This is a genomic window from Haloferax sp. S2CR25 (assembly GCF_031624535.1).
Lineage (GTDB): Archaea > Halobacteriota > Halobacteria > Halobacteriales > Haloferacaceae > Haloferax > Haloferax massiliensis.
Genome location: NZ_JAMQOO010000004.1, coordinates 319,744 through 342,822, shown reverse-complemented (window position 1 = coordinate 342,822; position 23,079 = coordinate 319,744). Strand labels below are relative to the sequence as shown.

Annotated in this window: 20 protein-coding genes and 1 tRNA gene; 8 read left to right on the top strand and 13 right to left on the bottom strand. The window is 67.5% G+C overall.

Annotation, left to right across the window (positions count from 1 at the left end; translation table 11 throughout):
* The first annotated feature begins 84 nt into the window (after positions 1 to 84).
* The gene (locus tag NDI65_RS12695) at positions 85 to 564 is read left to right on the top strand and encodes a hypothetical protein (protein ID WP_226908733.1); all 480 of its coding nucleotides are present in this window, start codon (positions 85 to 87) and stop codon (positions 562 to 564) included.
* A gap of 120 nt (positions 565 to 684) precedes the next feature.
* Here NDI65_RS12695 and NDI65_RS12690 read toward each other — a convergent pair whose 3' ends face one another.
* Complete coding sequence (locus tag NDI65_RS12690; protein WP_089779164.1) at positions 685 to 1,233, bottom strand: hypothetical protein; 549 nt, start codon at positions 1,231 to 1,233, stop codon at positions 685 to 687.
* Positions 1,234 to 1,335: 102 nt separating this feature from the next.
* Here NDI65_RS12690 and NDI65_RS12685 point away from each other — a divergent pair, with 102 nt between their 5' ends.
* A complete protein-coding gene (locus NDI65_RS12685) occupies positions 1,336 to 1,683 on the top strand; it encodes a DUF192 domain-containing protein (protein WP_089779166.1) in 348 nt (115 codons plus the stop codon).
* Between the two features lie 207 nt (positions 1,684 to 1,890).
* Entirely contained in the window at positions 1,891 to 3,429 is a 1,539-nt protein-coding gene (locus NDI65_RS12680; RefSeq protein WP_089779168.1) for a (R)-citramalate synthase, read from the top strand.
* Positions 3,430 to 3,493: 64 nt separating this feature from the next.
* Here NDI65_RS12680 and NDI65_RS12675 read toward each other — a convergent pair whose 3' ends face one another.
* Positions 3,494 to 3,673, bottom strand: a complete 180-nt coding sequence (locus NDI65_RS12675) for a hypothetical protein (RefSeq protein ID WP_089779171.1) — start codon at positions 3,671 to 3,673, stop codon at positions 3,494 to 3,496.
* A gap of 135 nt (positions 3,674 to 3,808) precedes the next feature.
* Positions 3,809 to 3,958, bottom strand: a complete 150-nt coding sequence (locus NDI65_RS12670) for a hypothetical protein (protein WP_167344132.1) — start codon at positions 3,956 to 3,958, stop codon at positions 3,809 to 3,811.
* A 103-nt stretch (positions 3,959 to 4,061) separates the two neighbouring features.
* Here NDI65_RS12670 and bluB point away from each other — a divergent pair, with 103 nt between their 5' ends.
* Positions 4,062 to 4,718, top strand: coding sequence for a 5,6-dimethylbenzimidazole synthase (bluB, locus tag NDI65_RS12665; protein ID WP_089779172.1), 657 nt, complete (start codon positions 4,062 to 4,064; stop codon positions 4,716 to 4,718).
* Between the two features lie 470 nt (positions 4,719 to 5,188).
* Here the strand turns inward: bluB and NDI65_RS12660 are convergent.
* Positions 5,189 to 5,273, bottom strand: a tRNA-Ser gene (locus NDI65_RS12660).
* Positions 5,274 to 5,468: 195 nt separating this feature from the next.
* Between NDI65_RS12660 and NDI65_RS12655 the strand changes: the two genes are divergently transcribed.
* The gene (locus tag NDI65_RS12655; RefSeq protein WP_089779174.1) at positions 5,469 to 6,419 is read left to right on the top strand and encodes an AAA family ATPase; all 951 of its coding nucleotides are present in this window, start codon (positions 5,469 to 5,471) and stop codon (positions 6,417 to 6,419) included.
* Between the two features lie 82 nt (positions 6,420 to 6,501).
* Here NDI65_RS12655 and NDI65_RS12650 read toward each other — a convergent pair whose 3' ends face one another.
* Genes NDI65_RS12650 through NDI65_RS12635 form a run of 4 tightly spaced genes read right to left on the bottom strand, consistent with a single transcriptional unit; the run spans position 6,502 to position 9,789 of the window.
* Positions 6,502 to 7,008 carry a hypothetical protein gene (locus NDI65_RS12650; RefSeq protein ID WP_310893712.1) on the bottom strand — a complete coding sequence of 169 codons (507 nt, stop codon included), beginning with the start codon at positions 7,006 to 7,008 and terminating at the stop codon, positions 6,502 to 6,504.
* Complete coding sequence (locus NDI65_RS12645; protein ID WP_089779179.1) at positions 6,996 to 8,264, bottom strand: DUF58 domain-containing protein; 1,269 nt, start codon at positions 8,262 to 8,264, stop codon at positions 6,996 to 6,998. The genes NDI65_RS12650 and NDI65_RS12645 overlap by 13 nt, the downstream gene beginning before the upstream one ends.
* Complete coding sequence (locus NDI65_RS12640) at positions 8,261 to 8,833, bottom strand: hypothetical protein (protein ID WP_007275760.1); 573 nt, start codon at positions 8,831 to 8,833, stop codon at positions 8,261 to 8,263. The genes NDI65_RS12645 and NDI65_RS12640 overlap by 4 nt, the downstream gene beginning before the upstream one ends.
* Positions 8,830 to 9,789, bottom strand: coding sequence for a DUF4129 domain-containing protein (locus tag NDI65_RS12635; RefSeq protein WP_089779181.1), 960 nt, complete (start codon positions 9,787 to 9,789; stop codon positions 8,830 to 8,832). The genes NDI65_RS12640 and NDI65_RS12635 overlap by 4 nt, the downstream gene beginning before the upstream one ends.
* Before the next feature lie 745 nt (positions 9,790 to 10,534).
* Between NDI65_RS12635 and NDI65_RS12630 the strand changes: the two genes are divergently transcribed.
* The 3 genes from NDI65_RS12630 (at position 10,535) to NDI65_RS12620 (ending at position 15,939) form a co-directional block, all read left to right on the top strand.
* A complete protein-coding gene (locus tag NDI65_RS12630; protein ID WP_004065096.1) occupies positions 10,535 to 11,761 on the top strand; it encodes an orc1/cdc6 family replication initiation protein in 1,227 nt (408 codons plus the stop codon).
* A 150-nt stretch (positions 11,762 to 11,911) separates the two neighbouring features.
* Positions 11,912 to 13,366 carry an ATPase domain-containing protein gene (locus tag NDI65_RS12625; RefSeq protein ID WP_310893711.1) on the top strand — a complete coding sequence of 485 codons (1,455 nt, stop codon included), beginning with the start codon at positions 11,912 to 11,914 and terminating at the stop codon, positions 13,364 to 13,366.
* Positions 13,363 to 15,939, top strand: coding sequence for a PAS domain S-box protein (locus NDI65_RS12620; RefSeq protein WP_089779186.1), 2,577 nt, complete (start codon positions 13,363 to 13,365; stop codon positions 15,937 to 15,939). Before NDI65_RS12625 ends, NDI65_RS12620 begins: the two co-directional genes overlap by 4 nt.
* 23 nt (positions 15,940 to 15,962) lie before the next feature.
* Here NDI65_RS12620 and NDI65_RS12615 read toward each other — a convergent pair whose 3' ends face one another.
* From NDI65_RS12615 to NDI65_RS12595, 5 genes are all read right to left on the bottom strand, one after another.
* Complete coding sequence (locus tag NDI65_RS12615) at positions 15,963 to 16,361, bottom strand: hypothetical protein (protein WP_007275765.1); 399 nt, start codon at positions 16,359 to 16,361, stop codon at positions 15,963 to 15,965.
* A 6-nt stretch (positions 16,362 to 16,367) separates the two neighbouring features.
* On the bottom strand, positions 16,368 to 17,303 hold the full coding sequence (locus NDI65_RS12610; protein WP_089779187.1) for an ABC transporter permease: 936 nt from the start codon (positions 17,301 to 17,303) through the stop codon (positions 16,368 to 16,370).
* A complete protein-coding gene (locus tag NDI65_RS12605) occupies positions 17,300 to 18,319 on the bottom strand; it encodes an ABC transporter permease (RefSeq protein WP_089779189.1) in 1,020 nt (339 codons plus the stop codon). Before NDI65_RS12605 ends, NDI65_RS12610 begins: the two co-directional genes overlap by 4 nt.
* Positions 18,320 to 18,343: 24 nt before the next feature.
* Positions 18,344 to 20,065, bottom strand: coding sequence for an ABC transporter substrate-binding protein (locus tag NDI65_RS12600; RefSeq protein ID WP_310893710.1), 1,722 nt, complete (start codon positions 20,063 to 20,065; stop codon positions 18,344 to 18,346).
* 148 nt (positions 20,066 to 20,213) lie between these two features.
* A complete protein-coding gene (locus NDI65_RS12595) occupies positions 20,214 to 22,916 on the bottom strand; it encodes an ABC transporter ATP-binding protein (RefSeq protein WP_310893709.1) in 2,703 nt (900 codons plus the stop codon).
* Positions 22,917 to 23,079 lie beyond the last annotated feature (163 nt).

Below are 23,079 nucleotides of genomic sequence, written 5' to 3'. Positions count from 1 at the left end.
CAACGACATCGCTTCGACGTGATACCACAAAACGCATGCGAGCAGAGAGAGTGAAATTAAGTCATGCGACCGCTCTCCCACCGAGTGATTCTCATTGGTCTCTTGGCCGGTCTCGTACTGGTCGCCGGCTGTACATCACCGCTCTCCGACCACGAGACACAGATTCTCATCGAGAACGAACGGGAGACAAGTTACTTGGTCACGGTCTTCCAAAGCACCCACGAGAGCTACGAGAACCTTCGCTTCGACGTTACCACGAGAGACGGTCGTCAGAAGCTCGTTCGGGGAGCGGAACTACAGACTGAGGCGAACTACACCAATGTCACGCTCCACGACCCGGTACGTTCGGAGCGCGTGTCGACAGTCCCGGATGGCAACAGTACGGAATTTGTCGACGACTGGAACGAAAGTCAGACAACCGTTTACGTAGTCGAAACGTACCAAAACGAGCTGTTGGAGGTGTACGTCATGCAGTGTGATCGCGACATGGCACTCACGTTCACGACCGCTCCAAACGAGGACTTCAGAATCACTTCACGCTGTGTTCAGGACGTTCATGGGTAAGTACCACTCCGGTGGCAGAGTTGCCTGACCGCTCGCTGCTGACTACATCCTCCAGCTATGCCACACGCGTTCCATCAGATTCGACGGATTCCAACGGACCCTCCTCTCCGCTCCCACGACTCACTCGTCGCCGGCGCGGTCCCGCGCCGTCTGGAACCCGAGTTCGTCGAGTTCCTTCGTCCGGCGACCCTCCCGCTCGGCGATGGCCTCGACGTCGGGCGAGGCGTCGTCGTCGATGCGGGCGAACGACTTGTGGACCTTCGTGTGGCACCACCGACACAGCGCGACCGTGATTTCGTGAGAGGGTTCGTCGCCGTTACCATCGCCGTCGCTGTCACCGCCGCGGCCGCCGTACGAGAGGTGGTGTTCTTCGAGTAAAGGGCGAGCGGCCGAGTCGTGGGCCATGCGGACCTCTTCGAGGCCGCACCGGATGCACTCGCGGCCGTTCGTCGTCGAGGCGTAGTGCGGGCAGTCGCGGAAGTCACAGCCCTCAGCGGCGGCGACGCACTCGTAGTCCGCTCGGGCGCGCTCGCGGGCGAACGCCGGGTTGCGGTCGGCGTACTCGCGGGCGAGCCGGCACGCGCCGTCGCTCGTGAGGTGGTCGCAGCGGCCGGCGTGGTCGTAGGGGTCATCGACCCCCACGGGCGTCCCTGTCGGCGTCCGCTCCATGGGGCGCGTTCGGGGCGGGGGAAGCCTAAACGTTGCTCTCGGCGGCGGACGGCCCGCCGTCTCGACGGTGGATTCATCACGCCCGCCGTCGAAGCCGGCCCCGTGAGACTCGTTCACCGACGGAACGGAGACCAATCGACCCTCGCGTCGAACGTCGAGACGGCCGACTCGTTTCTCTCGCAGGCGCGCGGGCTGATGTTCCGCGGCTCCGTGCCGGACGACTACGCCCTCGTCTTCCGGTTCGACGACGCCGACCGTCACAGCCTCCACATGGTGTTCGTCCCGTTCGACATCGACGCGCTCTGGCTCGTCGGCGACGAGGTGACGAAGAAAAAGCGGCTATCGGCGTGGACGGGCATCGGCTTCGGGATGGCCGACACCATCGTCGAACTCCCCGCGGGCGCGGCCGACGGCGTCGAACCCGGCGACCTGGTCGAGATTTCGGAGTGACTCGTCGGCCTCGAATCGACGCCCGTCCAGCGCGGTCCCCGGAGAGACACCAATTTCTGTCGGAACCATCTCTTTTATCCCTTCATCGACAAATGTCTTCAACTACTATGTCGGAACCTACCACACCGACGGAGGATAGAGTAAGTCGTCGCGAGACGGCTGGCTGTGAAATTCGACGGTTCTAACCCACAAGGACACGATTCTACCGTGAACGAACGATTCGGGAAGACCCCCGAGCTACGCACTTCTGATTCAGTACAGCTCTTAGACACCACGCTCCGCGACGGCGAGCAGGCCCCCGGTGTCTCCCTGACGCCGGCCCAGAAGGCCGATATCGCCCGCGCGCTCGACCGCGCGGAGGTCGATTACATCGAAGCCGGCAGCGCCTGCACCGGCCCCGGCGAGCGCGAGACGATAAAGCGCGTCACGTCGCTCGGCCTCGACGCGACGGTGACGAGTTTCGCCCGCGGCGTCAAGAACGACGTCGACCTCGCGCTCGACTGCGACGTGGACGGCATCACGCTCGTCGTGCCGGCGAGCGACCGACACGTCGAGTCGAAGGTCGGGACGACCCGCGAGGGCGTCGTCGAGACGACCGACGAGCTCGTCGCCTACGCCAAGGACCACGGCCTCTGGGTCGAGGTCATCGGCGAGGACGGCTCGCGGGCCGCCCCGGAGTTCCTCGAATCGCTCGCGCGCGCCAGCCACGACGCCGGCGCCGACCGCTTCTGTTTCGCCGACACGGTCGGCCACACGAGCCCCGAACACACCTACGAGGTCGTCTCCCGACTCGCTGAGCTCGGCCCGACCTCGACGCACACCCACGACGACCTCGGTCTCGCGATGGCGAACGTCCACGCCAGCCTCGCCGCGGGAGCCGACCTCGTCCACACCACGGTCAACGGCATCGGCGAGCGCGCCGGCAACGTCGCGCTCGAAGAGGTCGCCATCGCGCTCGACCACTGCTACGACGTGGAGTCGGTGAAGCTCGACGAACTCTACGCGCTCGCCCAGAAGGTCGCGCAGGCCACGGGCGTCTCGCTCCCGCCGAACAAGGCGGTCGTCGGTCAGAACGCGTTCACCCACGAGAGCGGCATCCACACCGACGGGACGCTCAAGGACGACGCGATGTACGAGCCGTACCCGCCGGAGACGGTCGGCCGCGAGCGCCGCCTCGTCCTCGGGAAGCACGCCGGTCGCGCCGGCGTCAAGGCCGCGCTGGAGGAGCACGGCGTCGACGCCACCGACGAGGAAGTCGCCGCCGTCGTCGAGCGCGTGAAGGAACTCGGCGACCGCGGCAAGCGCGTCACCGACGCCGACCTCCTCGCGTTCGCAGAGGACGTACAGGGCCGCGAGCGCGCCCGACAGGTCGAACTGCTCGACCTCACGGCCGCCTCGGGCGGCGGCACGCCGACCGCGAGCGTCCGCCTCCGCGTCGAGGGCGAAGAGCGCGTCGCCTCCGACACCGGCTCCGGCCCGGTCGACGCCGCGGTGAAGGCCGTCCGCGAGGCGCTCGGCCCCGACGCCGACGCCCAACTCGACGAGTACCACGTCGACGCCATCACCGGCGGCACCGACGCCGTCGTGACCGTCGAGGTGACGATGTCGCTCGGCGACCGAAGCGTCACCGTCGCGGCGTCGCACGCCGACATCACGCGGGCGAGCGTCCAGGCGATGGTGGACGCGCTCGACCGACTGCTCGCGCCGAATCACACGTCGCCGACGCCCGCGTCGGCTGACGACTGAGAAAACGAACCTGTCGCGTCTGCGTCCGCGTTTTTCTCCCGCTCCCGGGACGACTGAATCCGGACTACCGCGTCTCTTTGGCGACGAGATAGGTCCAGCCGCCGCGGCGCTCGAACCCGATAGCGTCGTCGCCGAGTTCCGTCTCGGCGAAGTCGGCGACGCGGCCGGTCCGGACCGTCGTCACGTCGATGCGTCGCGTCCCGTCCCGTTCGCTCGTGTCCGCGCTTGCTACGTTCGCACTCATACTTGCGCTGACGCGGGCAGGGGATATGTATCGCATCCTAGTAGAGTGAAAGTGAAATCGAGGGACTGCACGGCCCCGTGCGGAAGACTCGCTAGTCACGTGTAACGGCGGCACTCGCTTCAAACGTCGAAGCGGTTACTCCGGACGAATGACGACGACGATGATAGTAACGATGACGACGAATGCGGCACCGAAGTAGCCGGCCACTCGGTAGCTCTCGATGAGCAGGAGCAAATACAGGAGGGCGATGACCGTGTCGAGTTTGTATTCGAGCGCGGCGTCCATACGGTCCGGTATTCGTGTCTGATTAGTAACTGTTTGGGGGACGAAGCGTGAGCAGTCGGGCGTATCAGAACCGATTTGCAAGCCAGTCTGGACTATCGAAACGATGGTTGGGTTCACGGAGCGCGAACGGTCGGGAGTGTACAAGTCGATATACGCGCGGCGGGACATCCGGCGGTTCGGCGACGACCCGATTCCGGAGGAGACGCTGGCGCGACTGCTCGACGCCGCGCATCACGCCCCGAGCGTCGGCTTCTCGCAACCGTGGGACTTCGTCGTCGTCGAGGACGACGAGACGAAAGCGGAGATCGCGTCCATCGCGGAGCGGGCGATTGCGGCGGCCCGCGAGGGCTATCGAGAGCCTCGAAAGTCGGAGTTCGGTCGGTTGAAGTTGGAGGGCATCACCGACGCCCCGGTGAACATCTGCGTCACCTGCGACCCGACCCGCGACGCGCCGCACGTCCTCGGGCGCAACACGATGCAGGCGATGGACGCCTACTCGACGTGCCTCGCCGTGCAGAACCTCTGGCTGGCCGCGCGGGCCGAGGGCGTCGGCGTCGGCTGGGTGTCGTTTCTCTACCCGCACGAGGTCCGCGAAGTACTGGGCATTCCGCACCACGTCGACCCGATTGCGTATCTCTGCGTCGGCTACCCCGAGGACGGCTTTCCGGAGGAGCCGGTGCTACAGCGAGAGGGGTGGCGCGAGCGCATCGACACGAGCGAACTCGTCCATCGAGAGCGGTGGAAGTCCGGGTCGGTTTGAAGAGCGAAGTTTGAACTCGGGAGGGCGTTCGTCCCGCGCCTCCGAACCCCACGGGCATCGTCAGCTTCGACGAAGATCGCTCCGAGACGGTGCAGAGAACAATAGCACGGTATAGCCGACGACTCCTCCGACGAGCAGCGCCGCGACTGCGCCAGCCGGCCCCCCGAGCGAAAAGCCTTGGAGGACGACGACACCGAATAAAATCTAACAATTCTATCGGTCAGAAATCTGGCAGAGTGGGGTTGAGTGACGAAATGTAACCCTAGGCCGTCGCAGGCGCGGCCACGAAGTCGCGGCGCGACGAGACGCGCCGCTCAGAGTGTTGTGGCCGCGAGAAGCGCCGAGGGTGAGAGTTGAACCTCACTCGCTCACTGCGTTCGCTCGCTGGTTCAAATCTCAGGTGGTCGCACATCCTCGTCACGAGAGGCGAGAGACATAAACGTCTCTCGCGAGGTGACGTTCGGAAGAAGCGCCGAGGGTGAGATTTGAACTCACGTGTCCGAATGGACAGTAGATTTCGAATCTACCGCCTTGGCCGGGCTAGGCTACCTCGGCTTCCATCGTTGTCTCTCTCGCGGATAGTTTAATCCGTTTCGATTTCCGAGGGCCGCGGCGGAGAGTCACACGGACGCAGTCGGCGAGTCTGCGCCGGACGGGGCCGAGCGGGGCGGCCGGGGTCGAGAACTGGTAGCCGACCGACCGAATCCCGCCGACCAACGGGAATAAGTCGCACGCAGACCCGAGAGGTGTATGGACATCGACACGGCCAGCGAGACGTGCGCCGAGGTGCTCGACGCCATCTCGGAGGCCGTCATCGCCGACCGAGCCTTCCTCGAAACCGTCCTGACGGGCGTCCTCGCCCGCGGCCACGTCCTCCTCGAAGACGTCCCGGGAACCGGAAAGACACTCACCGCGCGGAGCGTCGCCACCGCGCTCGGACTGTCGTTTTCCCGCGTACAGTTCACCCCGGACCTCCTCCCGGCCGACGTGACCGGGACGAACATCTACGACGAGCGCGAGCGGACGTTCGAGTTCTCGCCCGGCCCCATCTTCGCCAACGTCGTCCTCGCCGACGAGATAAACCGCGCGCCGCCGAAGACGCAGGCCGCGCTCCTCGAAGCGATGGAGGAAGGGCAGGTGACCGTCGACGGCGAGACGCACCAGCTCCCGAGCCCCTTCTTCGTCATCGCCACGCAGAACCCCGTCGAACAGGAGGGGACGTTCACCCTGCCCGAGGCGCAGGTCGACCGGTTCGTCGTGAAGTCGGCCATCGGTTACCCCGACCTCGACGGCGAGGTCGAACTCCTCCACCGGCGCGCGGGCCGGAGCGAACAGAGCCCGAGCGTCGAGCGCGTGCTCGACCGCGACGCCGTCACCGCCGTCCGCCGCGCGCCCGAGTCGGTCCGCGTCGAAGACGACCTGCTCGAATACATGGCGAAACTCGCGCGGGAGACGCGCACCGACCGGCGGGTCCGCATCGGCGTCTCGCCCCGCGGAACCCAGCGGCTGTTCGAGGCGACCCGCGCCCGCGCCGTCATCGAGGGCCGCGAGTTCGTCACGCCCGACGACGTAAAGCGCGTCGCGCAGTCGGTCCTCGCCCATCGCCTCGTTCTGACGCCGGACGCGCGGGTCGAGGACGTGCGGAAATCGGATGTCGTCGACGACGTGCTCGGCCGGGTGACCGTGCCGACGCTGGAGTAGTCGGGAGAACGGAGACGGGAGAACGGAGACGGGAGAACGGAGACGGGAGAACGGAGACGGGAGACGTGAAGCGGACGGCCGCTCAGCGCGTGACGACCGCCACGAGCGCGACGACGCCGACCAACAGTAAGACGACGGCCGTGACGGGCTGGCCGCCGGCGGCCGCTCGGTCCGCGCCGTAGACGACGGCCGCGCCGACCGCGAGCACGACGAGCGTCGCCGCCGCGTGGACGAGTTCGAGCCGGCGCGTGTCGGTCTCGCGGCCGAGGTGTTCGCCGACGGAGCGCGCGTTGTCGGCGAGGTCCCACGCGAGTATCGACCCGACCGCGGCGAGTAAGAGCGCCTCCGTCCCGGCCCCGCTCGCGCCCGCGAAGAGGAGCGAAAGGAAGAACAGCCCGCCCGCGGCGTCGACGATGCGCCGCGAGCCCCGAACTAGTCCGGCGGCGAGCGCGACCGTCGCGGTGAGGCCGCCGACCGCCGCCGTCGACGTGGTAAAGCCGAGCGCGAGGACGGTGAGTCCGGCCGCCGACAGCGCCATCGCGGTCCCGGTCCGCGTCGGCTTGCGGGTGATTTCGCTCACCGCGACCACCCCGCTTCGGCCCGCGCGAGCGCGACGCCGAGCGGTTCGTCACCCCAGTCGACGACGCGGACGCCGCTCCGCCGGAGTTCGCGGAGCCGCAGGTCGCGCTCGATGCGCGCGAGTCGCGCGCCGACGGTCGATGTCGCCGTCGGGTCGGGCGAGACGACCGTCACGGCGTGGCCGTAGGCCTCCAACCGGCGGGCGACCGAGACCGCGTAGTCGTCCACGAGCGGCGAGCAGAAGATGACCTGCGCGTCGCTGGCGAGGCGACGTCGGAGCCGTCGGACGACGACGGAGCCGAAAAAGGCCCCGTCCGGCGGCGTCGGCGCGAACGCCGGATGGGTGGCGAACAGTCGCCGGGCGCGGGCGCGGTGGTCGACGCCCGACGAGGGGGCGAGCCAGCACTCGTCGGGGCCGAACGCCGCGATGCCGACGCTGTCGCCGCTGTCGAGGAGCGCCGAAAATGCGACGCTCGCGGCGTCGACGGAGCGCTCGACCGCGGTCTCCGCCTCGTCGTCGGGGGCGACGTGCGCCTCCGCGCGGGTGTCGACGACGAGCACGACTGCCGCGGCCCGTTCCTCGCGGAACTCCACGGTGGCGAGTTCGCCCGTGCGGGCGCGGCGGTTCCAGTCGATGCGGCGAATCGGGTCGCCGTGGCGGTACTCGCGGATGGACGCGAACTCCAGTCCCGACCCCGGCACGTCGGTCTCGACGCGCCCGGCGTACTTCGAGGTGAGGCCCCGAAGCGGCAGGTCGGCGGTCGCGGCGAGTTCGGGCTCACACCGGAGCGTCGTCTCGGCGCCGAACGTCTCGCGGGACTCGACGGCCCCGCTCGGGTCGCGGACGACGACGACCGTCTCGCCCCACGCGTGCTCGCCGCGGACGGCCGTGACGGTGTACGTCGCGGTCGCGGTCGCTCCCGGTCTGAGCGCAGTCCCCAGTCGGGCGGGGCCGTCGGCCACGCCGAGCGCCGGCGGCACGCCGTCGACGACGCGGAGGTCGAACAGCGTCCGAGGCCCCTCGTTGGTGACGCGGAGCGTGACTTCGACCTCGTCGTCGGGGTCGGGCGTCGCGTCCGAGAGGTCGCGCTCGACGCGGAGCGACACCTCGGGGATCGCCGCGACCCGGACGTAGGCGAGGACGACGACGCCGAGGCCGGCCGCGAGGAGGAGCGACGGCTCGCGGGTGAACACGCCGGCGGCGGCCGCGACGAGGACGAGACCGTCGAGGCCGGTCCAGCGGTCGGTGTCGAAGCCGCGACTCATCGGCGCTCACCCGCGGGGTCGTCGGCGGTGCCGACTCGCTCTATCGCGGCGACGGTCCGTTCGGCGCGGTCGGAAAGCGACGACTGACCGGACAGCAGGAGTCGGACGCGCTGTCGAAGCGGAACCGAGACAGACGCGCCGAGAAATCGCGCGGCGACCGGGTCGTCGGTCCACCCGCCGGTTTTGAGGAGCGCGGCCGCTTCCTCGGGAGCGTGACCGCCGCGGGCGACGAGCGCCCCCTTGGCCCGGGTTTCGAGGCGGTCGACGACCCGCTCGCGGGCGGCCCAGCGGGTTCGCCGACCCGCCGCCGACACGAGGTCGTCGTCGAAGTCGGAACCGGGAACCGGGACCGAAATCCGCGCTTCCGGGTCGCCGGTGACCGTGGTGTTCGGGGTCGTGTCGCGGCGGTGTTGGACGTACCGAAGGCCCTGCAACGCCGCGAGCGCCGCGACGAGGCCGAGGAAGACGTCCGTCAGTTCGAGGCCGAGCGAGACGCCGGCGATGACCGCGAACCCGGCGACCGTGGCGACGACGCCGACGAACACGAACAGCCGGCGTGCGAGCGTCATCGGTCGCCCTCCGCCGACTCGGCGTAGGCGTCTTCGATGTTCCTGAGCGCGTCGACCGCCCGGCGTTCTCGCTCCGGCGTCGCCTCGAAGCCGCCGTAGCGAACTTCCTCGAACAACGTCGTCAGGGCGCTCACGTCGTCGCGGTCCATGCCGGCGTCGACGGCCGAGTCGGCGAACTCGGCGGGCGTCGCGGCGCGGCGGTTCGGCACGTCGAGGAGCGCGGTCATCTCGCCCCACGCGCGGAACACCTCGTTTTCCACGTCCGCGTCGCCGTCCTCGATGCGCTGGGCCGCGGCCCCGGCGGCCCGCCCGACCGCGGCGACGTCCGGCCCTTCGTCCTCGTCGACGGGGGCGGCTTCGCCGTCGGCCTCGGGCGAGTCGCCGGTCCCCGTCACGAGCATGAAAACCGCGACGACGAGTGCGACCGCGAGGAGGAGGCCGAACAGCACCGTCGGCGGTGAAACGCTCTGGGCCGCGCCACCGCCGCCGAGACTGCCACCGCCACCGGCGGGGAGAAACGAGACGTTCCGCGCGGCGGCCGCGGCGCGAGACGAAAACGAGGACTCGCGGCGACACGCCGTGAGGAGGGCGAAAAGCAGGACGACCGGCGGCCCGACCGCCGCGTAGATGGCGAGCGGCGGGAGCAGAGAACCGGTCTCGCGGTAGACGTACGCGCCGAGGAGGGCGAAGACGAGGGCGACGGCCGCGAGGATTCCGGGCGAGAGCAACCACGGGAGACACGGCGTCGGGATGCTGAGACTGCCGGACGAACCGCCGGTCGGTTGGACGCCGGTCCGGTCTGTGTCTCCGGTGACTGCGCCGCCGGTCTCGCCGCCACCGAAGCCTATCGGGCCGCCGCTGGTGACGACGGTCGAGTCGATGGTGGCGGCGACGACCGAGAGGGCGACGACCGCGAGGAGGGCGAGCGCGAGCGCGCGGAGGGCGGAACGGTCCACGGGAGTAGGTAACAGTAACCGAGGTAAAGACATTTCGAGGGACGGAGCGGTCGTCGGAGGGACGACTGTCATCCCGCCGACCAGCCGAGTCGAGCGGAGCGTCGGTCGCGCTGTGTCGGTGGTGCCACACGAAGGCCCGCAGACGACGCGGCCGGACAGACCACTCCGACAAGTGAACTACTCGTCCGTGCGGCGGACGAAAGTCGAGGCTCGACACCCACACACCACGTTTGCAAGTGAATTGGCGGTGGAGCGAGGTGTCGGGGCGCACCCACAGACACCACCGTTGCGCGTGAAGCGCGGCGACGCCGTGGGGGGGTGGCATCGGCGACTGCGCGGGGAGAGCACCGGTGCAAGTGAACCGCGAACGGGACCCGCCCCGCACCACCCACCACCGTTGCAGGTGATTCTTCCTGTTTCAGGTCGCCTACGCGCCGCTCGCCGCAGACTCGTCTGGCCGGGACTCGCATCGTGAGCGCCGATTCATGTCAACGCTTTAGTTGAACGCATGCTCTGTTGTTCTACTAGTCACTCTCACGTACTCTCGTTCACTTGCAATAGTGGTGTGTGTCTGTTCAAACGAGTTCACACGGACCACAACACTCGGTAGCAAGAGACATTCAGGAGACGACGATTCGAGACGAGAACACGCCGCCCATCACCCACCGATACCACCGCCGCAATTCACATGAATCAGATGAAATCGGGGTTTTAAATAAGGGGACGCTACAACGGACCGACGCTAATGCGCCGGTTCGAGCGAAAACAAAACGTCTTCACCAACAAGGACGCCCTCGGGGAGTCCTACAAGCCCGAGCGCATCGAGGAGCGCGACGACGAGATTTCGGAGTACATGGACGCGCTCCAACCGGTCGTCGACGGCTGGGAGCCGAACAACGTCTTCCTGTACGGCAACACCGGCGTGGGAAAGACCGCGGTCACCGAGTTCCTCCTCGAAATGCTCCTCGAAGACGTCTCGCAGTACGACGACGTGGACCTCAGCGTCATCTCCATCAACTGCAAGACGCTCAACTCCTCGTACCAGGTGGCGGTCGAACTCGTCAACGAGCTTCGACCGCCGGGCGCGGAGATTAGCTCGACCGGCTACCCCCAACAGACCGTCTTCAAGAAGCTGTTTCAGGAGCTGGACGACGTGGGCGGGACGGTGCTCATCGTCCTCGACGAAGTCGACTCCATCGGCGACCGCGACGAACTCCTCTACGAACTCCCGCGGGCGCGGTCGAACGGGAAACTCGAAGACGCCAAGGTCGGCCTCATCGGCATCTCGAACGACTTCAAGTTCCACGACCAGCTCGACCCGCGCGTGCAGGACACCCTCTGCGAGCGCGAACTCCACTTCCCGCCGTACCAAGCGCCCGAGCTCCAGAACATCCTCGAATCGCGCGCGGAGGTCGCCATCGCCGAGGACGCCTGCGAGGAGGGCGTGCTCAACCTCTGTGCGGCGCTCGCCGCCCGCGACAGCGGGAGCGCGCGACAGGCGCTGGACCTCCTGCGGCTGGCGGGCGAACACGCCGAGAACAAAGACGACGAGCGAATCACGCTCGACCACGTCGACATCGCCCGGCAGAAACTCGAACAGGAGCGCGTCGTCGAAGGGATGCGCGAACTCACCGAAAACGGCCACTTCGCGCTCCTCGCGGTCGTCTCGAAGGCCGCCCACGACGAGACGCCGTGTCGGATGCGCGACCTCTATCAGGAGTACCTCCGGCTGTGTAACTCCGCCGGCATCGACCCGCTCGCCCAGCGGTCGGTCCACAACCACCTCTCGGACCTCCGGATGCTCGGCATCCTCTCGGCCGAGGAGAACCGCACCGGTTCGCGCGGGAACTACTACAGCTACGCGCTCGACGTCCCCTTCTCCAGTGCGATGGAGGCGCTGTCCGACGTGCTCGCTCTCGACTCCGTCCTCGACGAGATTCGAAAGACCGCGACGCAGGCCGAGGCCGCCTGAGTTTCGTCGGACGTCACCACTCACCGGCCGAACACCACGGCTCCCCGAACGCACGCTCTCGTTCCGACGCCCCACTGAGGCGTGCTGTTCCGGGGCGTGGCAGTTCGAGACGGTGGTAGTTTCTTGGTCCGTCGGACAGATGTGTAGAGCATGACGAATCTCCCCCCGCGGCTCTCCACGGGAATATCCGGGCTCGACGCGGTACTGGACGGCGGGCTGGTGCCGAACCGGACGTACATGGTCCGCGGGGAATCGGGGGCGGGAAAGACCATCGTCGGCTACCACTTCCTGACCGCCGGACGCGAAAACGACGAGGACGTGCTTTTCATCTCCTTCGAGGAGTCGGACGCCGACCTCCGGGCGAACGCCGAGACGCTCGGATTCGACCTCTCGGAGGTTCCGATTCTCGACTTGGGGCCGTCGCCCGAGGCGTTCCTCGACGACGAGGCCTACACGATGCTGTCGCCGGGCGAGGTCGAAGGGAAGTCGACGGCGAACGAACTCCGGGAGGCAATCGAGGAACACGACCCCGACAGAGTCGTCATCGACCCGCTGAGCCAACTCGGTCGCCTCTCGTCGGACAGATACCAGTTCCGCCGGCTCGTCTCGTCGCTCCTGAGCTACCTCAAGCGGTCGGGTGCGACGACGCTGTTCACGAGCCAGCCGTCGAGCGGCGACACCGACGAGACGCTCGCGTACCTCTGTGACAGCTCGATATCGCTGTCTCGGTCCGATTCGGGGCGGTCGGTCCGCATCGAGAAGTTCCGCGGGTCGGACTCTCAGGCGGGGCCGCACGGCATGCGAATCGACGGCGGTCACGGGATGCGCGTCTTCCCGCGTCTCGTCCCCGACTCGCACCACCGCGAGTTCACTATCGAGCCGCTCTCGTCGGGCATCGACGACCTCGACGCCCTGCTCGGCGGCGGCATCGAGCGGGGGAGCATCACGCTCGTCAGCGGCCCGAGCGGCGTCGGCAAGTCCACCACCGGGGCCGCGTTCGCGCGGGCGACGGCCGAACGCGGCGAGCGCGCCGCAATCTACCTCTTCGAGGAAAGCAAACGGAGCTTCCGACACCGCTCTGAGTCCATCGGCATCCCGATAGACGACCTCGTCGAGGCGGGTGACCTCCGGGTCGACGCGGTCGAACCACTCTCGCTTTCGACCGACGAGTTCGCCCAGCGGGTTCGCGCCGAGGTCGAGGCCAACGACACGAAATTCGTGCTGATAGACGGCACCGCCGGCTACCAACTCAGCCTCACCGACGAGCGAAGCGACATCCGCCGCGAACCCCACGCGCTGGCGCGGTACCTCAAGAACATGGGCGTCACGGTCGTGTTGACCGAGGAGGTACAGCAGGTCACCGGCGCGTTCCACGCCTCGGACAACCACGTGAGCTACCTCGCGGACAACATCCTGTTCATTCGCTACATCGAGGTTCGCGGCGAGATTCGCAAGGCCGTCGGCGTCCTCAAAAAGCGGTTCGGGGGCTTCGAGCCGACGCTCCGGTCGTTCGAAATCGGGACGGACGGCATCACCGTCGGCGAACCGCTCGACGGGCTTCGAGGCATCCTCACGGGGACGCCGACGTGGAACGAGGCTGAGTGACCGTGAACGAAGACGCGTCCCGGAACGGAGCACGTTCCGCGCGTGACGCGTCCGGCGAGGAACGGATACTCCTCGCAGTTCGCGGCGCTCGCGACCGCGAGCTACTGGCGGACCTCCTCGACGCGTACGAGGTCGTCGTCTGGGAGCGCGGCCGCGAGGACGGACCCCCACTCCCGGAGTTCGACCTCTGTATCGTCGACATGGCGACCTACCCCGCCGTCACCGCCGACCTCGAAGCGCGCAAATCGGACGCGGGCGACCGCTTCGTGCCAGTCGTGTTGACGGTCGAACAAGACGAACAGCGCGTCGCCGCGCGACGCCTCAGCGACGTCCCAGACGACGTGCTCGCGGTGCCCGCGCCGAGCGCAGTCATCCGGTCGCGGGTCGAGTCGCTCCTCCAGACCCGACGGCAGTCGCTCCAACTCGCGCTGTACCGCCGCGCGATGGACGGCGCGACCGTCGGCATCACCATCACCGAGGCCGACGGCGACCAACCGCTCACGTACGTCAACGACGCCTTCGAGGAGATGACCGGCTACGACCGACAGGAGGCCATCGGCCGGAACTGCCGGTTCCTGCAGGGGGCCGAAACCGACTCCGAGCCGGTCGAGACGCTTCGCGAGGCGGTCGAAAACGGTGAGAGCGCCACGGTCAGCCTCACCAACTACCGGAAGGACGGGACGCCGTTCTGGAACGAACTGAAGATATCGCCGGTGTACGACGACGGCGAACTCACCCACTTCGTCGGGTTCCAGACCGACGCGACCGTCCGCCACGCGCTCAGGAACCAACTCGTCCACGAGACGCAGACGCTCAAACAGCTCTTCGAGACGAGCCCGGTCGGCATCGCGGTCCTCAACGAAGACGAGGTCGTCGTGCGCGCCAACGAGGCGGCCCAGGGGATTCTCGGTCTGCGGCGGTCGGTCGTACTCGGACAGCCGTACGACGCGCCCGAGTGGGACCTCGTCGACGAGCGGGGGGACCCGCTCGGCCGCGAGGACCTCCCCTTCGACCGGGTGAGAGAGACCGGCGAGATAGTCAGTGGCTACGAACACGGCATCGACGTCGCCGACGAGCGCCGATGGCTCGTCGTCAACGCCGCCCCCCTGACCGGAAGCGACGGGGAGCGAATCGGCGTGATCGCCGCCATCGAGGACGTGACAGCACAGAAGCGACAGGTGCGCGAGCGCGAGCGATTGCTCGACCTGTTCGACCAGAGCCAGAGAATCGCCTCGGTCGGTGCGTGGGAGGTCAACACACGGACCGGAGACGTCCTGTTCACGAGCGGGCTCGCCGAACTCGTCGGCGTCGACTCGGGCGAGACGTTCGACCTCGAAGAGGCGTTTTCGTTCTACCATTCCGAAGACGAACCCGAGGCTAGAGCGGCGTTCGAGCGCCTCGTTGCGACCGGCGAAGAGCAGTCGGTCGAGTGCCGGCTGGTGACGACGGACGGCGAGGTGCGTTGGGTGAACGTCCGCGGCGTCACGACGCCGGAAACCGACGGCCCCGTCTTCCGGGGAACCGTCCAAGACATCACCGAGCGAAAGGCCCGGTCGAGAGAACTCGAACGCTACGAGCGCATCGTCGAGACGACCGCGGACCCGATTTACACGCTGGACGACAACCTCCGGTTCGTCCTCGCGAACAGTGCGACCGCCGATCTGCTGGGCCGCGACCCCGACGACCTCGTCGGCGAACACGTCTCGACGGTGTTCGGCGAGCACCACTCGCAAGCGCTGTTGGAGTCCATCGCGTCGCTTCTCGCGGGCGACAGCGACAAAGAGACCATGGAGACGGTCGTCGTCGACCGAGACGGCGCGGAGCGACGGTTTCAGACGACTATCGCGGCGAAGTCTTCGGAGGACGAGTTCGAGGGCATCGTCTGCGTCGGCCGCGACGTGACCGAACTCCAAGAGCACGAACGCCGGCTCTCGGTCCTCGATCGCGTCATCAGACACAACCTCCGGAACAAGATGAACATCGCGCAGGCGCACGCGACGATGGTGCTGGAGCGGACCGACGACGGCGACGTGCGCGAGTCGGCGGCGGCGATCGAGCGGGCGACGAGCGAACTGCTCTCGCTCGCCGAGACGGCCCGGAAGTTCAGCTCCGCGCTCGACCCCGACGTGACAGAGCGAGTGCGACCGCAGAACGTCGCCGACTGCGTCCGCAACGTGGTCGAGGGCGCTCGGCTCAGCTACCCCGACGCGACCATCACCGTCGACTCGCCGGCGGACACGCGAGCGTGCGCCCACGAGACGTTCGAACTCGCGGTGAACGAACTCATCGACAACGCGGTCGTCTACGGCGGCGACGAGGTCCAAATCGAGCTCTCGGTCAGCGAGGACGACGGCCCGGAGCAGGTCGTCATCCGCGTCGCCGACGACGGACCGGGGATTCCGTCGCTCGAACGCGAATCGCTCAACTCCGGTCGGGAGTCGCCGCTTCGGCACACGAACGGGCTCGGGCTCTGGTTCGTCCGCTGGGCCGTGACGAACAGCAACGGCTCGATGGAAATCGTGGACAACGAGCCGCACGGGACGGTTATCGAGCTTCGACTGCCGAAGGCCTGACGCCGAGTCTTCGTTCGGCCGACTCAGGCGGCGGCGACGAACACAGCGACGGCGGAACCGACCGCCGTCGCCCCGAGCATCACGCCGAGTCCGAACCCGAGAATCCGGGCCATCGCCCGCCGAGCGTCCGCTTCCGTCCAGCCCGTTCCGGTGTCGAGGTGCGCCTGCATCGACTCGATGCCGCGGCCGAGTGCGACCGCCCCGGACCACCCGAGGAGGCCGAACCCGAACGCGAGCGAGCCGAGCGCGAACGTCGTCTCGACGCTCGCCGAGAAGTCACCGACGACCAGCCGAGCGGCCAGCCAGACGGCGGCGACGAGCGCGCCCGCGAGGGCCGCGGTGCCGACGAGGCGGAACCGAACCGCCGCCCGTTCGAGCGCGGGACGCGCGTCTGCGTCCCCCGGCTCCGGTGGCGCTGACACGGGCGGTCAGTCGACCGCTTCGCGCATTCGCGGGTCGAGCGCGTCGCGCATGCCGTCGCCGAGGAGGTTGAACCCCAGCACGGTGAGCGCGAGGAAGAACCCGGGGAAGAACGACCACCACCAGACGCCCGTGAGCAGGCCCTGACTCACGCCGTTCGAGAGCATGAGGCCCCACGAGGGCGTGCCGGCCTCGGCACCGAAGCCGAGGAACGACAGCGCCGCGAGGTCGATGATGGCCAGCCCGAAGTTGAGCGTGCTCTGGACCGTGATGGGCGCGAGGCAGTTCGGCAGGACGTGCCGAACCAGCACCCGCGGGTCGGCCGCGCCGAGCGCGACCGTCGCGTCGATGTACTCGTTTTCGAGCACGGTCAGCGCGGCCCCGCGGACGACGCGGGCGAACCGCGGCGTGTAGACGAGCGTCAGCGCGGCGACCGCCCGCCACAGCCCGAGGTCGTCGGGGAAGATGGCGACGAGCGCCAGCGCCAACAACAGCGACGGGAACGCGAGCAGCACGTCCATCGTCCGCATGATGACGTTGTCGGTCACGTCGCCGTAGTAGGCCGCGACGATGCCGAGACCGACGCCGAGGACGGTCGAGGCGGCGACCGTGACGGTTCCGAACAGCATCGCGTACCACGCGCCGTACGCCACTCGCGGCAGGAGGCTCCGGGCCTGTCCGTCGGTGCCGAACGGGAAGTCGAGACTCGGCGCGGCGCGGTTCGGGTTCGTTCCGAGCTGCGACTGCGTGATGACGTCGAGGTCCAAGAACAGCCGCGCGTACAGCGCGATGACCACCATCGCCACGATGATGGCGATGCCGGCGAGTGCGAGGCGGTTCGACAGCAGTCGAGAGACGAACTGCGACGCGGTCAGGCGGTCGATGAGCCCGCGCTGGTCGACGTCCGCCGCTGTCTCGTTCGTGGTCGTGGTTTCCGTGCTCATTGTTCGATCCTCGGGTCAAGGATGGAGTAGGTGATGTCGACGCCGAGGTTGACAAGCGTGAACAGGAACGCGAACGTCAGGACCGTCCCCTGCACGATGGGATAGTCGCCGACCTTGATGGCCTCGACCAGGAGCGTCCCGATGCCGCCGATGGCGAACACCGTCTCCGTCAGCACTGCGCCGCCGAGCAGGCCACCGAACTGGATACCGATGACCGTGATGACGGGAATCATCGCGTTGCGGAAGCCGTGTTTCAGGACCGTTATCTTCGAGCCTTGGCCCTTCGCGCGGGCGGTGCGCATGTAGTCCTGCCGGATGACCTCCAGCATCGACGAGCGCATCATCCGGGAGATGAGCGCCATCGAGTAGACGCCGATGACCGACGCCGGGAGAATCATGTGGCGGACCGCGGAGACGAACATGTCCCAGTTGCCCGCGATGAGGGTGTCGACCGTGACGAGCCCCGTCACCCGGATGGCCTCGACGTTGTACAGCACCGAGATACGGCCGCTCGTCGGGAGCCAGCCGAGCATCTGTGCGAACAGCAAGATGAGAAGCGGACCGCTCCAGAAGATGGGCACGCTGATGCCGGCGAGCGCGCCGATGCGGGTCAGGTGGTCCGTGATGCTGTCCTGCTTGACGGCGCTCAGGATACCGAGCGGGATGCCCAGCGAGATGCCGATAAGCTGGCCGTAGATGGCGAGTTCGAGCGTGACCGGCAGCTTGTTGGCGAGCACCTCGCGGACCGCGGTGTTCCGCTGGATGATGAAGGACTCGCCGAACTGGAACTGCGCGGCGTCGGCGAGGAACCGCCCGTACTGCACCCAGATGGGGTCGTTCAGGCCGAGGCTCTCTTCGATCTGCCGGACGAACTCCTCGCTGGCGCGCTCGCCCGCGATGGTGAGCGCCGGGTCGCCCGGGGAGAGATGCAGGATGGAGAAGACGAGCGACGCCACTCCCACCAGTACGGGGACGAGCAACAGCAGCCGCTTGAGTACGAATCGTGTGGAAATCATGAAAGTCGAAGCGCGGTCAGTGCCTCAGTTCAGGCTGACGAGGTTGAGGTACGGACCGCTGATGGCGGCGATCTGGAACCCGCTGACGCGGTTGGAGACACCGCGAAGCTCGTCCGCGTAGTCGAGGTAGACCCACGGGGCCTCGTCGTGTGCAATCTGGTTCGCCTCGTTGTACAGCGACTCGCGTTCGGCCTCGTCGTAGGTGCTCTGGCCCTGCTCGACGAGGTCCATGTACTCGCGGTTCGCCCACGCCGAGCGGTTACTGGTGTTGTAGCCTTCGGCTTCGAAGCTGACCCAGTCCTGTCCCTCCGTGAGTTCGCCCTCCTCTACCTGCGGGTGCAGGAGGACGTACATGAAGTTGTCCGGGTCGGCGTTGTCGGTGTACCAGCCGAGGAAACACGCGTCGTGGCGGCCCTGGGCGGTGTATTCGAGGAACGGCCCGAACGACTGCTGGTTGATGTCGACTTCGATGCCGACGTCGCCGAGGTTGGACGCGACGGTCTCGGCGGTCTGAATCGGCGACGGGTTGTAGCCGCGGGGGTTCTGGAACGTCGCCAGTTCGAAGGAGAAGCCGTCGCCGTAGCCGGCCTCTTCGAGGAGGCGCTGGGCCTCCTCGGGGTCGTACGGGTACGGGTCGATGTCGTCGTTGTGACCGAGGACGTTCGGCGGGAGCGGCTGGCTCGCCTGCGTCGCGAAGCCCGAGTAGATCTCGTTGACGATGGCCTCGGTGTTGATGGCGTGGCTGACGGCCTGCCGGACGCGGCGGTCGCGGAACTCCTCGCGGCTCGCCATGTTGAACGCCATGTAGCCGATGTTGATGCCCTCGGTCCGGACGAGGCTCGCGTTGCTGGCGTTTTCGACCTGGACGGACGACTGCGCGCCGAGCCCGTCGATGATGTCGAGTTCGCCCGACGCGAGCGACTGGGCGCGCGTCGAGTTCTGGCCGATGGTGACGAAGACGACCTCGTCCACCTTCGGCACCTCGCCCCAGTAGTCGGGGTTGGCTTCGAGGCGGATGAGTTCGTTCGCGTCGTCGAGGTTGCTCAGTTGGAACGGACCCGTGCCGACGGGGTTCGAACTGAGGTCAGTGCCGTACTCCTCGATCGCGGCGAGGGAGTGGACCGCCGCCGCGAACATCGCCAGGTTACGCAGGAACGGCGCGTACGACTGGGTCAGCTGAATCGTCATCGAGTAGTCGCCGTCGACCTGAATCTCGTCGATCCACGAGCCGAGGGTGAACGGCCCGTACGCCGAGACGTAGTCGTCGCCGGCGTAGTACTCGTAGTCGCTGTCGACGAAGCGGCGATAGGTCGCCACGAAGTCCTCCGCCGTGAACTCCTCGCCGTTGTGGAACGTCACGCCCTCGCGGAGCGTGATGGACGCCGACTGGCCCTCCAGCGAGTACTCGGTGGCGAGTCCCTGCGTCAGCGTGGACTGGCCCGGCTCGAAGTTGATGAGCGTGTCGTAGAGCTGCTCGGTCACCTTGGCGACCTCACCGCTCGTGCTGTTCTGGAAGTCGAGCGTCGGCGAGTGGCTGCCGCGGCCGTAGCGAAGGACCTGCGCCGAACCGTCGTCTTCGGTCTGCTCGGTCTGGTCCGTCTCGCCCTCTCCGGTCGTCTCGCCGGATTCGCTGGTGGTGTCCTCGCCGCCGCCGCCGGAACAACCCGCGAGCGCGGCCGTCGCTGCAGCGGTCCCTGCGGCCGTCAGAAACCGACGCCGAGAGACGTTATTGCCATCTTGTGACATACGTGTACCTATCGATGAACCCCTATAAAAATAACGAAGGTCTATGCACGTGAACGAACGACACAACCGACCTGATCCGGTAAAAATACGAGACAATCAAAAAACGTCGGACACGTGACGAACGGCCGTTTCGGCCCCCGATCTCCGTCTACTCGTCGACGAGGTGACACGCAGCGGGATGCGTCTGTTCACCCAGTGCGGGCGCGTCACGCTCGCAGACGCTCTCGAATCGCTCGCGGAGAATCTCGGCCGCTTCTTCCCAGTCGTCGGCGACAACGCGTTCGAGCGCGCGGTCGACGACGCCCCGGAGTTCGGGCGACAGCGAGTGCGACAGGTGCGACTCGCGGAGTTCGTCCACGACGGCGTCGGCGTCGGTGGTGCCGCCGTCGGCGCTCACCGCGGCTTCGGCGCTCGGATCGCCCGCATCGAGCGCCGCGTCGCGGGCGGTCTCGACGTCCAGCGCCTCGCGCTCGACGCGCTGGCGGAGGTCCATCACCTCGCGGTAGGCCGCCTGCTCGATGTCGAGGTCCGCCGGCGGGATGACCTGCGGACACCGCGTCCGGAAGTGACAGCCAGACGGGGGGTTGATGGGGCTCGGCACGTCGCCTTCGAGGATGATGCGGTCGCCGGTCTCGGCGGTCGGGTCCGGCTCGGGAATCGCCGACAGCAACGCCTGCGTGTAGGGGTGTCGCGGGTCGTCGAACAGCTCGTCGGTCTGCGCGACCTCGACGATTTCGCCGAGGTACATCACGGCCACGCGGTCGGAGATGTGCCGGACGACCGAGAGGTCGTGGGCGATAAACAGGTACGTCAGCCCGAAGCGCTCCTGGAGGTCTTCGAGCAGGTTGAGAATCTGCGCCTGCACGGACACGTCGAGCGCGGAGACGGGCTCGTCGGCGACGATGAAGTCCGGGTCGACCGCGAGCGCGCGGGCGATGCCGACGCGCTGGCGCTGGCCGCCGGAGAGTTCGTGGGGGTAGCGGTCGTACTGGCCGACTTCGAGTCCGACCGCGTCGAGCAGTTGGTGGACCCGGCGACGGCGGCGCTCGCTGGTCGAGTCACCCGGCGTGACGCGGACGGTGACGCCCGAGACGACGTCTCCCTCGCGCTCGACTTCGACCTCGGCGCGGAGGCGCTCTTCGACGGCCACGTCCACCTCGCCGTCGGCGACGGTCACGGTCACGGTGGCGGTGGCGACGCCGTTCGAGGAGCCGACGATGGCGTCGATTTCGTCGCTCGCGGTGACCGAGACGCGGTCGGCATCGATGCCGGTCACGGTGACGTCGACCTCGCCGCGCACGTCCGGGTCGGACACGGGGAGGTCGTGGACGTCGAGCGGCTCGCGGATGGTCTGGCCGACGGTCATCCGGGGGTCGAGCGACGACATCGGGTCCTGGAAGATCATCTGCATGTCGCGGCGCATCGCCCGGAGCTCGTCGCTGTCGAGGCCCGAGAGGTCGGTCCCCGAGAAGACGACGCGCCCGCCGGTCGGCGGCGTCAGATGCAGGAGGCTCCGCCCGGCGGTGGACTTCCCACAGCCCGACTCGCCGACCAGACCGAGCGTCTCGCCCTCGTAGACGGTGAAGTCGATGCCGTCGACCGCCTTCACGCTCCGGTCGTCCGCCCCGAGGAACCGGTCGAGGATGCCGTCGGCCTGCTCGTAGTACTTCTGCATGCCGTCGACTTCGAGAAGCGGCCTGTCGGTCGGCTCGGTGCCCGTCGACGACTCGATGGCGTCGCCGCCGTACTCGCTCGTGTCGAAGTCGTCGAGGACGCACTTCGAGCGGTGGTCGACCGCGTCGTCGCCGTGTTGCTTGTACGGTATCTCACCGGAGGTACACTCCGGCTGGGCCCACGGACACCGGGGCGCGAAGTGACAGCCCTCGGGCATGTCGATGAGGTCCGGCACGTTGCCCTCGATGGGCGTCAGGCGCTCTTTTTCCTCGCTCGGGAGCGATTCGAGGAGCGTGTACGTGTAGGGGTGCGAGGGGTTGTTGAAAATCTCCTCGACCGGTCCCTCCTCGACGATTTCGCCGGCGTACATGACCGCGACCCGGTCGCAGGTCTCGGCGACGACGCCGAGGTCGTGGGTAATCATGAGCACCGACATGCCGAGGTCCTCTTGGAGGCCGTCGATGAGGTCGAGAATCTGCGCCTGAATGGTCACGTCGAGCGCCGTCGTGGGTTCGTCGGCGACGAGCACGCGCGGCTGGCAGGCGAGCGCGATGGCGATGAGGACGCGCTGGCGCATCCCGCCGGAGAACTCGTGGGGGAACTCGTCGACCCGCGCGCCGGGTTCGGGGATGCCGACCGATTCGAGCACCTCGATGGTCCGCTCGACGATTTCGTCGTCGATGTCGCGGCTGATTCGGGGGAGCAGTTCGCGGACCGCGTTGAACCACGAGTCCTTTCGGCGGCCGCCGTACTGGTGGAGTCGGAGGCTCTCTGCGACCTGCTCGCCCACCGTCAGCGAGGGGTTCAGCGAGGTCATCGGGTCCTGGAAAATCATCCCGAGTTCGCGCCCGCGGACGGCCCGAAGCGCCTCCTCGGGCGCGTCGACGAGGTTGACCACGTCGCCGTCGACGAAGGCGGGGTTGTTGTACTCCTCGCGGAACTCGTCTGCGAGCCGGGCGCTTTCGAGTTCGACCGACCCCGAGACGATTTCTCCGGGGTCGTCGACGAGCCCCATCGCCGACAGCGCCGTCACACTCTTTCCGGACCCGGACTCGCCGACCAGTCCGACCGTCTCGCCCTCGCCGACCGTGAGGTCGAGGCCATCGACGGCCTTGACCTGACCCCGGCCGGTCGAGAACTGCGTGCGGAGGTCCGAAAGAGAGAGTAGATTCCTCATTGACTGGGAATGACCTGCATGGCGTGAAATACCTTTTCAATTTTTGCCAGTTGATGCGGGGGAGTTGACAGTTCGTTTTCGTTTCCCGCGACCGCCCGCGCGGCGTGCGAACGGGGGTGACGGCGGCGGGAGCGGGAGAAGCCAAAGTTTAGGTACCGGACTC

Excerpts from the sequence above, each read along its gene's own strand:
- NDI65_RS12610 (WP_089779187.1), bottom strand. The coding sequence starts at position 17,303 with ATGAGCACGGAAACCACGACCACGAACGAGACAGCGGCGGACGTCGAC.
- NDI65_RS12600 (WP_310893710.1), bottom strand. The coding sequence starts at position 20,065 with ATGTCACAAGATGGCAATAACGTCTCTCGGCGTCGGTTTCTGACGGCC.
- NDI65_RS12625 (WP_310893711.1), top strand. The coding sequence starts at position 11,912 with ATGACGAATCTCCCCCCGCGGCTCTCCACGGGAATATCCGGGCTCGAC.
- NDI65_RS12595 (WP_310893709.1), bottom strand. The coding sequence starts at position 22,916 with ATGAGGAATCTACTCTCTCTTTCGGACCTCCGCACGCAGTTCTCGACC.
- NDI65_RS12655 (WP_089779174.1), top strand. The coding sequence starts at position 5,469 with ATGGACATCGACACGGCCAGCGAGACGTGCGCCGAGGTGCTCGACGCC.
- bluB (WP_089779172.1), top strand. The coding sequence starts at position 4,062 with ATGGTTGGGTTCACGGAGCGCGAACGGTCGGGAGTGTACAAGTCGATA.
- NDI65_RS12670 (WP_167344132.1), bottom strand. The coding sequence starts at position 3,958 with ATGGACGCCGCGCTCGAATACAAACTCGACACGGTCATCGCCCTCCTG.
- NDI65_RS12630 (WP_004065096.1), top strand. The coding sequence starts at position 10,535 with ATGCGCCGGTTCGAGCGAAAACAAAACGTCTTCACCAACAAGGACGCC.
- NDI65_RS12675 (WP_089779171.1), bottom strand. The coding sequence starts at position 3,673 with ATGAGTGCGAACGTAGCAAGCGCGGACACGAGCGAACGGGACGGGACG.
- NDI65_RS12645 (WP_089779179.1), bottom strand. The coding sequence starts at position 8,264 with ATGAGTCGCGGCTTCGACACCGACCGCTGGACCGGCCTCGACGGTCTC.
- NDI65_RS12605 (WP_089779189.1), bottom strand. The coding sequence starts at position 18,319 with ATGATTTCCACACGATTCGTACTCAAGCGGCTGCTGTTGCTCGTCCCC.
- NDI65_RS12690 (WP_089779164.1), bottom strand. The coding sequence starts at position 1,233 with ATGGAGCGGACGCCGACAGGGACGCCCGTGGGGGTCGATGACCCCTAC.
- NDI65_RS12640 (WP_007275760.1), bottom strand. The coding sequence starts at position 8,833 with ATGACGCTCGCACGCCGGCTGTTCGTGTTCGTCGGCGTCGTCGCCACG.